Annotated in this window: 14 protein-coding genes; 3 read left to right on the top strand and 11 right to left on the bottom strand. The window is 53.2% G+C overall.

The window, feature by feature from the left end; all coding sequences use genetic code 11:
• Positions 1-21: 21 nt before the first annotated feature.
• The 8 genes from CEK71_RS08610 to CEK71_RS08645 all read right to left on the bottom strand — a co-directional run bounded on the left by CEK71_RS08610 (position 22) and on the right by CEK71_RS08645 (position 7,435).
• On the bottom strand, positions 22-309 hold the full coding sequence (locus CEK71_RS08610) for a helix-turn-helix domain-containing protein (protein WP_088619013.1): 288 nt from the start codon (positions 307-309) through the stop codon (positions 22-24).
• Positions 310-420: 111 nt separating this feature from the next.
• Complete coding sequence (locus CEK71_RS08615; RefSeq protein WP_088619014.1) at positions 421-1,476, bottom strand: DUF4917 family protein; 1,056 nt, start codon at positions 1,474-1,476, stop codon at positions 421-423.
• A gap of 427 nt (positions 1,477-1,903) precedes the next feature.
• A complete protein-coding gene (locus CEK71_RS08620; RefSeq protein ID WP_088619015.1) occupies positions 1,904-2,938 on the bottom strand; it encodes a glycosyltransferase family 2 protein in 1,035 nt (344 codons plus the stop codon).
• Positions 2,935-3,627, bottom strand: coding sequence for a WbqC family protein (locus tag CEK71_RS08625; protein WP_088619016.1), 693 nt, complete (start codon positions 3,625-3,627; stop codon positions 2,935-2,937). Before CEK71_RS08625 ends, CEK71_RS08620 begins: the two co-directional genes overlap by 4 nt.
• 261 nt (positions 3,628-3,888) lie before the next feature.
• Entirely contained in the window at positions 3,889-4,764 is an 876-nt protein-coding gene (locus tag CEK71_RS08630; protein WP_088619017.1) for a class I SAM-dependent methyltransferase, read from the bottom strand.
• A 355-nt stretch (positions 4,765-5,119) separates the two neighbouring features.
• Entirely contained in the window at positions 5,120-6,040 is a 921-nt protein-coding gene (locus CEK71_RS08635) for a glycoside hydrolase family protein (protein WP_088619018.1), read from the bottom strand.
• Positions 6,041-6,127: 87 nt separating this feature from the next.
• Positions 6,128-6,796, bottom strand: coding sequence for an acetyltransferase (locus CEK71_RS08640; RefSeq protein WP_088619019.1), 669 nt, complete (start codon positions 6,794-6,796; stop codon positions 6,128-6,130).
• Positions 6,797-6,799: 3 nt separating this feature from the next.
• Positions 6,800-7,435, bottom strand: coding sequence for a class I SAM-dependent methyltransferase (locus tag CEK71_RS08645; protein WP_088619020.1), 636 nt, complete (start codon positions 7,433-7,435; stop codon positions 6,800-6,802).
• Positions 7,436-7,773: 338 nt separating this feature from the next.
• Here CEK71_RS08645 and CEK71_RS08650 point away from each other — a divergent pair, with 338 nt between their 5' ends.
• A complete protein-coding gene (locus tag CEK71_RS08650) occupies positions 7,774-8,922 on the top strand; it encodes a glycosyltransferase WbsX family protein (RefSeq protein WP_088619021.1) in 1,149 nt (382 codons plus the stop codon).
• Positions 8,923-8,930: 8 nt separating this feature from the next.
• Here the strand turns inward: CEK71_RS08650 and rsgA are convergent, their stop codons facing one another.
• Together rsgA and CEK71_RS08660 are read right to left on the bottom strand one after the other, a co-directional pair.
• Positions 8,931-9,803 (bottom strand): ribosome small subunit-dependent GTPase A, encoded by an 873-nt coding sequence (rsgA, locus tag CEK71_RS08655; protein ID WP_088619022.1) that lies wholly within the window; start codon positions 9,801-9,803, stop codon positions 8,931-8,933.
• Positions 9,803-11,050: a M48 family metallopeptidase gene (locus CEK71_RS08660; RefSeq protein ID WP_088619023.1), complete on the bottom strand. Its 1,248-nt coding sequence runs from the start codon at positions 11,048-11,050 to the stop codon at positions 9,803-9,805. Before CEK71_RS08660 ends, rsgA begins: the two co-directional genes overlap by 1 nt.
• A gap of 408 nt (positions 11,051-11,458) precedes the next feature.
• On the opposite strand from CEK71_RS08660, the gene orn reads away from it, so the two are divergent.
• Complete coding sequence (gene orn, locus CEK71_RS08665) at positions 11,459-12,004, top strand: oligoribonuclease (protein WP_088621551.1); 546 nt, start codon at positions 11,459-11,461, stop codon at positions 12,002-12,004.
• 2 nt (positions 12,005-12,006) lie between these two features.
• Positions 12,007-12,720 (top strand): fluoride efflux transporter CrcB, encoded by a 714-nt coding sequence (crcB, locus tag CEK71_RS08670; RefSeq protein WP_088619024.1) that lies wholly within the window; start codon positions 12,007-12,009, stop codon positions 12,718-12,720.
• A gap of 102 nt (positions 12,721-12,822) precedes the next feature.
• On the opposite strand, the gene CEK71_RS08675 is transcribed toward crcB, so the two are convergent.
• The gene (locus tag CEK71_RS08675; RefSeq protein ID WP_232463788.1) at positions 12,823-13,482 is read right to left on the bottom strand and encodes a TetR/AcrR family transcriptional regulator; all 660 of its coding nucleotides are present in this window, start codon (positions 13,480-13,482) and stop codon (positions 12,823-12,825) included.
• Positions 13,483-13,632: the final 150 nt, after the last annotated feature.

Below are 13,632 nucleotides of genomic sequence, written 5' to 3' on the forward strand. Positions count from 1 at the left end.
GGGTATATCTGCATTTTTTGGCTACACCAGCCTAACGTCCAATTGCTTACCCAAGGCTTTTGCATATTTGCGTAAAGTGGCGATGCTGGGCGAATGCTTGCCTGAAACCAAAGCGGCTTCCAACCGTGCCACAGCGGCGGCTTTTGTACCCATGCGTTCAGCTACTTGTGCCTGTGTTAGCCCTGCTTCTTTGCGGGCTGCCAAAATGGTATCCAGCATAGGCATTTCTTCGCGTTCGATACGGTCGTATTCGGTTTTAACTTCGGGATTAGAGAGGGCAAGTGCTTTTAGTTCTTCATAAGTACGCATTTTTAATGTCCTTCAAACGGCTTTCCGCAATCCGCAACTCATGGACTGGGTTTTTTTGGGTCTTTATGATCATTTCGCCCCTGATTGATTTAATTTGGTATCAATGAATTTTTAGCTACTCCATAATTTGGTACGATCAGTTTTTTCTTCATCTTGTCTATCATGTGGTATGGCGTGAATCCAACATCCAGGGCTTTCGCTATCAAAGAAAGTCACATGAATGGGCCCCAAATGAGACTGAATGACTTGGTGCGCGTAGTTGCAATAGTACTGATCGTAACGAAAAACGGAAACAGCAACCCGTTGGATTCCGGTTCCGTGCATCCTTTTCAGCAGATGTTGATCATGTTCCCCGAGTCCCCAGCCGTACAGCGTCAAGGTTTCTCGCGGCGAAGTAAGCACCTCCCTGTATACAGTAGAAAGGTAGTAACTGCTTTGAATCGAGGACACCTTTTGCTGCATTGTTCCCTCACTGACAAACAGCGGCACGCATAGCTCGCTGCGCCACTCCTCAATGATCTTCTCCAGTAAGCCGCCTGCCCCTGTATTATGGATCTTGAATTCCTGCTCCACTGCATTCCGGTACAGTGCCAAACTTCCATGAGGGTAAAATACTAAAGTGTTGCTTAGCTCATTGAGAGGGAGGCGAAATCTCCGCCAGGTATCGTCGAACGCTCCGTTCCCCAGAAAGCAATCCTTGAACTTATGGTTGTCCGGGACGTTGAGTCCATAGGTCATAGTCCAGTAGACCAGCAGGTCGTAGTTCAACGACAGAACTGTATCAAAGCTCCTGAGGAACTGATACATGCTAGGCAATTGGTCGCTAATCTGTCCGTAATCAGGATGCACATCACGAACAGCCTGGATCAGGCAGTCTCTGACATTCAGGTAGGCTTGGTGTGTGCGGTAGTCTGGTATCCGCAGTGACTTGTTGACGTTGAACGCCTGCCAAACCAGTCGAAGGATGAGCTCGAAATCGGATGTTCTAAAGAATTGGAAGAGGCTATTCACATCATCTGTGAGCAAGCCTCTATTCTGAACGTGTTTCAGCAATGAATCGTAGGCGAATCTCGACGACACGGCAATGCTCGCTCCATTGCCCAGTACAATAGTGCCTCGGTGGTAGTTAGTAGCAATATCAGCCCACTGCATAATAGGGTATGGCATATCGTATCTCTCCTGATTTTTTCGCTTGCATGACGATATTTCAACAGATTGCCATGGGATTTAATTGGTCTGTTTTGGCTGCTGACCAGATGTTGGCTGGACGTACCGTGAAAGACCGCAAAGGATCGCTATGTTAAGCTCAATGTTAAAGCTAAAGCTAAAGCATGATTATATAGTCGTTAAATAATATTATGAATACTTTTTGTTTATGTGCAATAGGGGAAATATGCGTATGGTATACCTCGTCTCGACCAAGCAGATCGCCAGTGTAGCAACTCGGAATCCGCCATGCTATGAACTATTACCATTTTCATAAAATATTTAGAAAATAATCCGTTTGCCCCCCCTATTTCTTTTAATGGCGTATGCTTTGAGCTGGAATGCCGAAACTCCACAAGAAGCGAATACCGCATCATCAAGCCTGCCCCTAATCCCGCACAGCCCGTCCCGCCAACATCGCCTTAAGCTCGCTAACATCCATTTGCCTAACCGCTGCAATCGCCTCGGCCTGTAAGTCGCTGTGTTGGCTGTCAGTAGCGGGCGGTTGTTGGTAGATGTGGCGGATGATGGTGTAGGGGCGTTGTTTGACTTCTGTAAAAATGGTGGCGATGTAGATGCCTTGGATGCCTAGGAAGAAGATGATGAGGCCGGAGAATAGCCAGAGGGCGGCGATTAGGGTGCTGGTGGTGGTGGGTGGGGTGTTTAGGGCGCTGGCGCAGAAGGTCAGGTAGGCGATATAGGCTAGGGCTGTGCTGGTGAGTAAGGTGCCGGCGTATAAGGTAGCTGTTAGGGGGCGGTTGCTGAACGATACCACGGCGGTGACGAAGTGGCTGAGTTTGCGTCGGAACGAGTAGGTGGTGGGGCTGGTGGCATGTTTGCGGACGGTTTGGTGGCATTGTTTAAAGCCCGTAGTAATCCATAAGCCGCCGATGTTAATCTCGCGTTCTTGATGGCTGAGCAGGGCGTTGACGTAGCGGCGGGTCATGAGGCGGGCGGTGACGATGTTGTCCGGTTGCGCTAGGCCTGTAACGGCCCGGAAGGTTTTGTAGAACAGGCTGCCAGTCAGTTGTTCCCAGCGTGTGCCTTTGCGTTGGCCTTGTACGCCATAGACCATGTCGGCGGCTTCGGCGTTTAGTTGTTCGGCAAAGCTAGGTAGCCATTCGGGTTCTTCTTCCAGGTCGCTGTCGAGCAGGAATACCCGGTCGCCTTGGCTTTGCGCTAAGCCGGTCATCATGGCTTTGTGGTGGCCGAAGTTACGCGCCAGGTCGATGACGCGTAGCCGGGGGTCGGTTTCGGTCAGGGCTATGGCGAGGGCTAGCGAGTTATCTGGCGAGCCGTCGTTAACTAGGATGATTTCATAATCTGTGCCTGCCTGTTGTTGGGCGACGGCGCTGCTCCGCGCGTAAAATTCGTTGAGGTAGGGGGCGGTGTGGTAGAGGGTGGCGACGATGGACAGTTTCATGGGCGGACGTATTTCATATAATGGGGGGCTTGGGGGCCACAATTGAACAGTAAGTCGAGGATGGAGACGTAGTGGGTGAAGTCGCCCCACAGTTGCGGGTAGTCGGGATAGTCCTGATAGTCGAACCAAGTGAGTTTGATGCCCCGGTCGGTGAAGACGTTTTCTTGGAGGTAGTTTTTGGCGGCGGGGCCGGAGAGGTATTCGCTGCCGCCCGCTTGTGCGCACAGGTCGGCGAGCCGTTCGGTTTTGCCTTCGGGCAGGTGGTAGTCCCAGGAGTTGCTGATGACGGTGTTTATGCCCAGATAGGCGCAGACAGCTTCGAGAAAGCGGCGGTTGAGGGTCGATAGGTGGCTGTCTGGGGTGTGGTAGAGCGGTTCTAGCCACGCGGCGATGTCTTTGAAGTGGGGGGCTTGGCGGTAGTTGTGGGTGAGGGTCTGCCAATGGTGTTTGTGCCAGGTATTGCCGTCGATTTGGGTATCGCGGATTTTTTGTAGGTATTTGCCTTTGACTTGTACGGGGACGGACAGCCATTGCCCGCCTGTCGGAGTTTTGATCTGGTTGCGGTTGCGCCAGTCCCGTCGGGTGTATTGCATATCGTCGTAGAGGATGAATTCATCAACGGCGGCAATTAGGTCAAAGTATCCTTTCCAGGGAATGTAGTTGGATTGTAGGATGGCGACTTTTTTCATGGGGGGGCTTGGGTTGTTTGGGTAAGGAAGGTGCGTAAAATTAAATAGGTGTTTCATTGCATCTCTGCGTGTTAAACCCCACCCCAGCCCTCCCCTTCGCAGGGGAGGGAGCTTATGCCTTTCCCGTCGTACAGGCGAAAATTAGGGGGAAGGTGCATAAGATAACTTTGGCTATTCAGTATCATGAGGCGGTTTCTTCTTTGGAGCGCGGGCATCTTGCCCGCTCTTGCGGGCAAGATGCCCGCGCTCCAAGATGCGTATTCATTCCCGTTTTTGGGCAAGTATAAACCGGGAGCCGCCGATGGGGAGGTTGAGGCCGATTTTAATGGCCGCCAGTTCAACGCGCAGTATCGCCGCTAAGATGGTATTTAGCCAGCGGGGGATTTTCAGTTCTGCCGATGCGTTTAGTGTGCCGTGGGGTTTGCGGTGCTGTAGCCAGCGGGAGAGCATCATGGCGGGCAGTAGGGTTGAGACAAAAGAGGTGCTGCGGATCAGGGTAAATCCGGCGGCGGTGATTTTTTGGTGCAAGTCGTTGGCCTCATAACGGCGGGCATGGCAGGCATAGTCATCTAGGTGGCTCCATAACCAGGGATGCTGGGGGACGGTCAGGATAAGGTAGCCTTGGGGTTTGAGGGCGGCGTGGATTTGCGCCAGTACGCGGCGGTCATCGGCGATATGTTCTAAGACATCGAAAGCGCCAATGGCAGCGAATTCTACGTAAAACGGGATGTGTTGGGCATCCATTTGCATGAGGTTGGCGGCTGGCACGCGCTGGGCGGCAAAACTTAGGCCGTCGCTGAATAGGTCACTGCCGTGCAGTTGGGCTTGAGGGAAGGCGCGGGCGATGGCGGTTAAGACAAAGCCGGTGCCGCAACCGATTTCTAAGAAGGATCGGATGTTGGGGCAGTAGGTTTTTAGTGCCCATAGGATGAGGCGGTTGCGTGCGCAAAACCAAAAATTGCCTGCTTCTAGCTGGGCCAGTGCGCTGAAATAGCTGGTTTTAAAGCCGTTGCCGTTCTGCGCGGATTCGGGGCTGTAGGCGGTGAATCCGGCGATGGCGGCGGGGGTTGTCCCGCAATGCGGGCAACTTAGTGCTGGCGCGTCGAAATAGCCGTTACAGTTTAGGCAACGTTTCATTTTTAGTCCTTTTGGGTGGGCGGAATGGTTAAAACGTCGGGCAGAACCGCTTGCCCGATCTGAATCCTATTAAAAACGCTGGTTCCCAAGCTCTGGCTTGGGAATCAAGCTTTCCGAAGCTCTCGCTTCGGGAATTTTGGACGCTAACATTTCTCAGCGCCGTTCGGGTAGGTTCGTAAGCGGTTTTTGGCGCAGCCGCTGATTTTTTTTAGAATTCTCGAAGCAAGAGCTTCGCGTAGGCTGGTTCCCAAGCGGGAGCTTGGGAACCAGCACAAGTTATTTTATGCACGTTCCTTAGTGAATCTGGCGGAATGGTTAAAGTGTCGGGCAGAACCGCTTGCCCGACCTACGGGGGTTAGCTTTCCAACACCGCTAAGCCGAAGCCGCTTTTGCCGTAGCCGTTACCATTATAGAGCATATAGGTTTGGCTTTGGTGGGTGAAGACAAAGGGGTATTCGATCATGTCCGCATCCCAACCGCTGGCGGATACGTCTATGCCGACGGTGTCTAAGGCGAGTTGCCAGTGGTGGCCGTCGGGGCTGGTGGCGTGGCCGATGCGGTAGCTTGTGCCTGTGCCGCTGCGGTAAGAAAACCACATCTGGTAGCTGCCGTCGGCGGCTTGTATAGCGGTCGGTCTGGAGAAGGCTTGGGCTATGCCCAGTGCGTAGGGGATGGCTAGGCCTTCGCGCTGCCAGTGTTGGCCGTCGGGTGAGGCGGCGGTGTTGATGACGTGGAGCATTTCGCCATTGCCTGCATCCCAGCTTTGGGTGGAGCCGTACCACATCCGGTAGCTGCCGTCGGGGTGTTGGTGTACCCACGGGTAGGAGAAGCTGAGCGGGTCTAGGTGGTTGGCGGTGAACAGCGGTGCGGGGTTGGCTAGGCTTAGGCTGCCGTCGGGGTGCACGGTCAGTTGGCCGATGTCGCCGCGCCAGTGGCTGTGTTGGGGCGTTTGCCAGCCCATGAACAGCATATAGCGGACTCCGTTAGCGGTGTAGCAGTTGCCGATGCTTACGCCGTCGGCATAGAAGCTGCCTGCCGGGCCGTGGGTAAAGAGGGGTTGTTCATGTTCGTAGATAAGGGTACGGCGGACAATGTCGATATCGACTGCGCCTACTGAGGAGCGGTTTTGGGCATCCCGCCCGCTGAAAAAAATCCGGTAGACATCGCCGCCGATCAGGACGGGTAGGGGGTTAGCGGCATGGGTCAAGAGTTTGGGGTGGCGGTTATCTCCCGCTGGGCAATAGAGCAGCCCTAGTTTGCGCCAAGTTTGGTTCATGTAGCGTCTGATGTTAAGTAAATGACGATTAACCTGGTTAGGTTATTGTGCAATGGCTAAAGACCATTGCAGGCCGTATAGCTTGGATCATAGTTTTCTTAGCCGGGTGCTGGGTACTCTGGCGCGTTCGGTGGCGTTGCCGATATACACGCCTTCCGCTTCGGCATCGGCCAGTAAGAGTGCCCCCGCGCCGATGACGCAGCGGTCGCCGATTTTAATGTGGTCGCGCAGGGTGGCGTTGACCCCGATAAAGCATTGTTCGCCGATTTCCACGCCGCCGGACACCACGACATGGGAGGCGATGAAGCAATGGTCTTTGATGACGGAATGGTGGCCGATATGGTTGCCGCTCCAGAGCGTGACATTGTTGCCGATGCGGACGAAGGGTTGAATGGTGTTGTCTTCAAAAATAAAGCAGTTATCGCCGATCTGGCCGTCATTGAGCAAGCTGGCGCGGGGGCTGATGAAGCTGGCTAAACTGTAGCCTAAAGCTTTGGCGGCGCGGTATTTGTCCCGGCGCACGGCGTTAAGTTGCGCGTAGCTGAGGGCGACAAACAAGTCGTAGGTACTGGGCGGGTAGTGGTCGGTCAGGCTGTCAAAGGCGATGACGGGTAGGCCGCAAAACAGGCCGTTCGGCGGCAGATAAGCCCGGTCGACGGTGAAGGCGGTCACGTCGTAATCGGATTCGCGGCTGAAATAGAAGTGCGCCAGTTGGGCGATGTCGCCGGTGCCAAAAATAACCAGTGGTTTGCCCATAGTTTAGCTTTTCCTGACTAAGAGGGTGAATTCGTATAAGTCGTAGTCATGCAGTAAGGCGACGTTGCGCGAATATTTGCGCTTGCACAGGTCGAAGAGTTGGCACGGGTCAGCGTAGTACAGGTTGGCTTTCATTTTGTCGGCATCGGCGTAACGGGTCAGGCAATTGAAGGCAAAACCTCGGCTGCTGCTGCGGTCTAGGCTGTCTAAGGTGGTTTCTAAGTAGGCCTGCCATTCTGAATCTGTCCGGCCAAAGCGGACATTAAAAATGCCGCTGGTGACGGCATAGTCGGCGGTTTGGTCGGGGCTGTCGGCGCAAATGAAGCGGGCTTGGGTTTGTCCGGCATGGCGTTGCTGTGCCGCTTCGGTCATCGCTTCACAGATGTCGATGCCGATGTAGGCGGCATGGGGATAGTGCTGGCTGATAAAATCATAGAATGCCCCATAGCCGCTGCCTAAGTCGTTGACGGAAAAGTGTTGGTTGCCGTCAAACAATTTGGCGAGTTGGTGAAAGCGTAGCCATTGGCCTGCGGCGCTGTTCCAGTCCACACCTTGCGGGGTTTGCCCATGCTGGCGGAGTTTTTCGGCATAATAAGCGGCCACTTCTTCAAGCAATGCCGGGGTTGCGGTCTTAGCCATTTAATGTTGTTCTCAATCGCGCGGGTGTGCCTCGAAATACAGCACGAGGGCGTGTTCGGCTGCTTCTAACGCCGTATCGGGGCGGTTTTGCTCAAGAATACCGTAACGGGTAGCAGGGATATGATGCATGGTGATAATTAGGTTGTTTCTGCGTCGGGAACACTTGCGTCTTGGAAAAATTATAGTATAAATGACGGAATTTGCATAAATGATTGTGGAAATTATGGCCAAGGTTTATTCTTTGCCTGGCACATTCTTAAAGCTGGATCTTATGGCCTTAGTGTGTTATCTGGCGCATAATTTGACTGGCTATGAACGTCTTACTTGATTAATCTTACATGGAATTTATAGAAGCATCGCCGTCTTTTGGCAAAAAAGCCCGCTTAATAGCACTTTATCTGCCCCAATACCATCCTATCCCCGAAAATGACTTGTGGTGGGGCAAGGGCTTTACCGAGTGGACGAATACCACAAAGGCTAAACCGTTATTTTGGGGGCATTATCAACCCCATATCCCGGCTGATTTGGGCTTTTATGATTTGCGGGTACCGGAAACCCGCGCTGCCCAAGCCGATATGGCCCGCCACTATGGCATTGAGGCGTTTTGTTATTATCACTATTGGTTTGCCGGAGAGCGGTTATTGGAACGGCCTTTTGAAGAGGTGTTGGCATCGGGGCAGCCGGATTTTCCGTTCTGTTTGTGTTGGGCGAACCAGACTTGGTCGGGCATCTGGCATGGTGCGGCGGATAAGGTGTTGATAGAGCAGACTTATCCGGGCATGGCAGACCATCGTCGGCATTTTGAGTATCTGTTGCCGTCGTTTTTGGATAAGCGTTATGTGTGCGTCGATGGCAAGCCGGTTTTTGTGGTTTATAACCCTAAGGAATTGCCGGACGCGCTGCAAGTGACGGATTTTTGGCGGGAGTTGGCGGTGCAGGCGGGCTTGCCGGGGTTGTTTCTGATTGCGGAAACGCGTTTCTCGCCGTGTTGGGACCCTAAGCAGGCCGGGTTTGATGCCAGCATTGATTTACATTTTCCGCTGGGTAAACAATGGCTGTCTTGGCGGCAGCCTTGGCGTAAGTTGACGGCAGTGTGCCGGAAAAAGCTGTCCCAATGGTGTGGGTTACCGATGGTTTACGCGTATCAAAAAGTCAGCGAGGAATTTATTGCGCCACCTGTCAACGGTATTGAGAGCTATCCTTGTGTGATCCCCAATTGGGATAATACCCCGCGTAGCGGCAAACGGGGTATAGTCCTAAACAATTCGACCCCGAAATACTTTCGCCGCCAGTTGAAAAAAGCGTTGCTGCGGGTCAGTAGCTTGCCTGAGCAGCGGCGGTTTGTGTTTGTCAAATCATGGAACGAATGGGCTGAGGGCAATCATCTGGAACCGGATTTGCGCTTTGGTCATGGCTATCTTGAGGTGATTAAAGAAGAGTTGCTCGCAGATACTGGCGGGGAGGGGCGCAGTTCGCCCGCCCCCTAAGCTAAGCTTTACATTTTCTCGCGTAGTTTCAAAAAGCGTTGGTAGCGGGTTGGGGCGATGGTGCCTTGTTCGGCGGCGGCGCGGACGGCGCAGCCTTTGTCGGAGACATGGCTACAATTGTTAAAGCGGCATTCGTCCTGCAAGGGTTGGAATTCGCGGTAGCCGTAAGCCAGTTGTTGTAGGCTCATATCCGCCAAGCCAAAAATCGCCACGCCGGGGCTGTCGATCAGGTCGCCGCCGTCGGGCAGGTGGTAGAGGGTGGCGGCGGTGGTGGTGTGCCGCCCGTGTTTGGTGGTGGCGGAGATGGTGTTGGTTTTCAGTTCTTTGTCGGGGATCAGGGCGTTGGTTAAGGAGGATTTGCCTACCCCGGATTGGCCGACAAAAATGCTCAATTGCTGGTTCAGGACGGCTTTCAGTTCGTCCAGGCCGTTGCTGGCGGCGGCGCTGACGCGGTACAGCGGGTAGCCGAGTTGCCGATAATGCGCCAGTTCGTGTTCAATATCTGCCGAGGCGGGCAGGTCGGTTTTGTTCAGCACCAAGGCGGCGTTGAAATTATGGTTTTCGCAAATCGCCAGATATTGGTCGAGCAATAAAAAGTCGCAAAACGGTTCGACAGCAAAGATGATGAACACGGTGTCGATATTGGCGGCGACCGGGCGGGCTTTGTCGCCCCGGGCAGGCCGCAGCAGCACGGAGCGGCGCGGCAGGATTTCTTCAATACGCCCTTGCAGGGGCGCGGCTTCTGAGACCATCACTTGGTCACCCACCGCGACGGTGTCAATCTTCCGGCGCGTTTGGCAGAGCCAGATAGCGCCGTCGTGTTCGACGGCGATACCTTGGCCTAAGTGGGCGATGACCAAGCCTTGAAATACCGCCGCCATCAGGCTTTGGCGGTCAGGTGGGCGATGCGGATGGCCGCTGGGGGGTGGCTGTAGTGGAACGCGGAGTAGAGGGGGTCGGGGGTCAAAGTGCTGGCGTTCTCTTCGTAAAGTTTGACTAAGCCGCTGATCATTTTGCTGGCTTGGGCGTTGTTGGCGGCAAAATCGTCGGCCTCAAACTCGAATTGGCGTTGCCAGAAGGCGGTGATGGGCTGCATAAAAAAGGTGAAGGTGGAGGATACCAGCATAAACAGCATTAACGCCGCTGCATTGGATTTTTGCTCCAGGCTGACCCCTAGGCCGGTATAGAACCAGTCTTGGTTTATCAGCCAGCCTAACACGGCGAAGCCGATCAGGCTCATAACGGCGCTGGCGACCAGCATTTTTATGACATGCTTGCGTTTGAAGTGGCCCAGTTCGTGGGCTAAGACCGCTTCCAGCTCTTCTTCGTCTAAGGAATTGACCAAGTTATCGTAAAAGACGATGCGTTTGTTATTGCCTAAGCCTGTGAAGTAAGCGTTGCCGTGGCCGGAGCGTTTGGAGCCGTCCATGATGAAAATGCCTTGGCTTTGGAAGTCGCAACGCGCCAGCAAGCCTTGGATGCGGTCTTTTAAAGAACCTTCTTCCATCGGGGTGAATTTATTGAACAGCGGCGCGATGACGGTCGGGAACAGCCAACTCATCAGCAGCGAAAATCCCATTAATATCGCCCAAGCCCACAGCCACCAAGAGGAGCCGATGCTGTCCATCACCCATAAGATCAACGCCAGCAGCGGCAAACCAATCGCCGCAGCCAAGGCCAGTTGTAGGGCTTGGTCTTTGGCGAATTGTTGGACGGTGCTTTTGTTAAAGCCAAAGCGTTCTTCAATGACGAAGGTTTGGTAGAGCTGGGTGGGGATTTCCACCAAGGTCATGATGAGAAAAACGGTCGCGGTGGCGAACAGCCCGGCCAGAAACGGCGAGCTAAGCAGTTGTGACCAGCAGGCAAACGCCAAGTTGATGCCGCCGCCTAAGGTCAGCGCCAGCAAGGCCACGGCACTGATGATGCGGTCAATGTCGCCGAGTTTGCCTTTTGCCAAGGTGTAATCGGCGGCTTTTTGGTGTGCTTCTAACGGGACGCTGTTACGGAAGGCTTCCGGCACGGCGGGGCGGTGGTCGGCGACATGTTTGGCTTGGCGCTGCGCCAGCCAGTATTCTACCCCGAACGACAAGCTCAGGGCGAAGAGAAAAAATAGCGTAAAGGTGTTCATTAATAGTCCTTTTTAATTGGTAACAGGTGTGGGTTAAGCGCTAAGGAACGTGCGTAACATTAAGTAGGCGTTCCATTGCGCCTCAGCGTGTTAAACCCCACCCCAGCCCTCCCCTTGGCAGGGGAGGGAGCTTATGTCTTTCCCGTTGTACAGGCGAAAGTCAGGGGGAAAGCCCCTCCCCCTGGCAAGGGGGAGGCTGGGAGGGGGTTGCCGTACTTTCGATTTTATTTCATGCACGTTCCTAAGCGTCGTTGACGGCACGGGTGGTGCTGTCGTTCGGCACCGTTCATTTAGGCCTGCATCCGTCCGCCGTCAATTGTGGGTGGTTTTACGCACAAGCTGCACAAAGGTGCGGATTTAACTGCCCAATGCTACACTAAGCGCCAGATTAAACACAACGGAATTGACATGGCACAAGATTCTTCACATCTTATTTGGATAGACTTGGAAATGACCGGTCTTAACCCTGATATAGACCTTATTATTGAAATGGCAACTATTGTCACCGACAAAGAGCTGAATATTTTGGCGCAAGGGCCGGTTATCGCCGTGCATCAGTCTGAGGCGGCTTTAGCGGCAATGGATGACTGGAACCAAGCGCATCATGGCGCGTCCGGCCTAATCGAACGGGTTAGGGCCTCGACGATTGGCGATGCCGAAGCCGAAGCGATGACGCTGGATTTTTTGCGCCAATGGTTGCCTGAGCGGACATCGCCGATGTGCGGCAATACCATCGGCCAAGACCGCCGCTTTTTATACCGCTATATGCCTACGTTGGAGGCGTTCTTCCACTATCGTAGCATTGATGTCTCGACCTTGAAAGAACTGGCGGCGCGTTGGGCACCGGAGCTTAAGCAAGGTTTCCAAAAACAGGCCAAGCATCAGGCCTTAGACGACATCATCGAGTCGATTGAAGAATTGCGCTATTACCGGACACATTTTCTTAAATATTAAGCATGAACCAACTGTTTGCAGTCGCGTTGGGCGGCGCTTGCGGGGCCGTGTTACGCTTTATGGTGTCGACTGGCGTTTATCACTGGTTAGGGCGCGGTTTCCCTTACGGCACGTTGGCGGTTAATGTCATCGGCTCCTTGCTGTTGGGCTTGCTGACCGAAGCCCTGGTGCTGAACCGCATCGCTTTTGCCTTGGATTATCGGGCGGCGATTCTGGTCGGTTTTATCGGGGCGTTCACCACGTTTTCCACCTTCTCCTTAGAAACCGTATACTTGCTGCAACAAGGCCAAGCCGTTAAGGCTTTGCTGAATGTGGCAGTGAGTGTCGGTGTCTGTCTGCTGGCCATCTGGTTGGGCTTGCTTTGCGGCAAGGCCTTGGCGGGGCAAACCCTTCCCAGCCCCGATGGCCTGTTCCCTTACGGCATTATTCTCGTCAATGTGTTTGGCGCGTTTTTAATCAGTGCGGTCGCTACGGCACTGTTACCGAAAGTGCCGCTGGCTATCGAACAGCAACTGACGTTAATGATTGTGCTGGGGTTTTCTTATTTGGGGCTGTCGGGTTTGTATGTGTTGCTGTATTTGTTGGAACACGGGTCTGCATATCCTGCCCAAGCGCGGGGCTTGGCGCTGGGTTTTACCGCCAATACGCTGGCTTGTTTGTTGGGGCTGGGCTTGGGTTGGTGGGCGGTACGGCAACTTGCCAAGTTGGGTGGGTAGGTGTGCGCATTAGCTAACTTCGGCAATTCTTCTGCTGTTGCGGGCAAAGATGCCCGCGCCGCAATCGCCGTGCCTTTTGGCGTTTTGCCGGACTGTTCCGGTTTAGTTTTCATTGCAGTTTAAGACGCGAAACAGCATGTCCTCAAGAAAAGCGACGGTGTCGGATTCGTCTTTTTTGTCGCCAAAATCGGTTAAAGAAGGCAGGTGGTCTTTAAAGAAATTCTGAAAGTGCGCCATTTCAATAATGGTGGAGGCTAAGGATTTTGGGTATCGGTAGTTGGGGTTATATTCCAGAATGACTTGGGCGATATGGGCGCATAGGTCTTTGTAAGGTTTAAATAATTTGTCGTTGTTGTCTTCCGATACCCGTTTCGTCAAATAGGTTTTAGAGCCTTCCGTGATAATGATTTGATGCAACAGGTTTGCATCGACATAGCTGGTTTGGACTCCCTCTTTTACGGTGGTCGCCAATAATTTGATGATCATTTTCAATTTAACGACAGGGTCGTGAATATTATTGGTCTGATACATGACCTGATATTCCAGCCATGCCCAGTACCAAGCGGCAATGTAAATCAACAAACGGTGTTTGTTTTCGAAATACCGATAAACGCCCGCCTCAGTCGTGCCTACTTCCTCGGCCAGCTTTTTAAAGGTAAAGGCTTCAAAACCGTTTTTATGTATTAGCCGAATGCTGTGCATAATTATTTTCTTGCCCAGTTCGGATTGTTCTGGGTTTCTGAGAAACAATTTCTCATTCATCTTTATCTGCAATTCTATTTCCATAATCCTGGTTGCGTGCTGATTTTATGTTGTTGATGGTGACTATGCTGGCACATGACGGCAACTGTCTTTTGCAGCAGAAGCCGCTGGCATGGCCCTCTTTGCGCGACGCTGCGCCTGCTTTCCAAA

This window comes from Methylovulum psychrotolerans (genome assembly GCF_002209385.1).
In the GTDB taxonomy this organism is placed as follows: domain Bacteria; phylum Pseudomonadota; class Gammaproteobacteria; order Methylococcales; family Methylomonadaceae; genus Methylovulum; species Methylovulum psychrotolerans.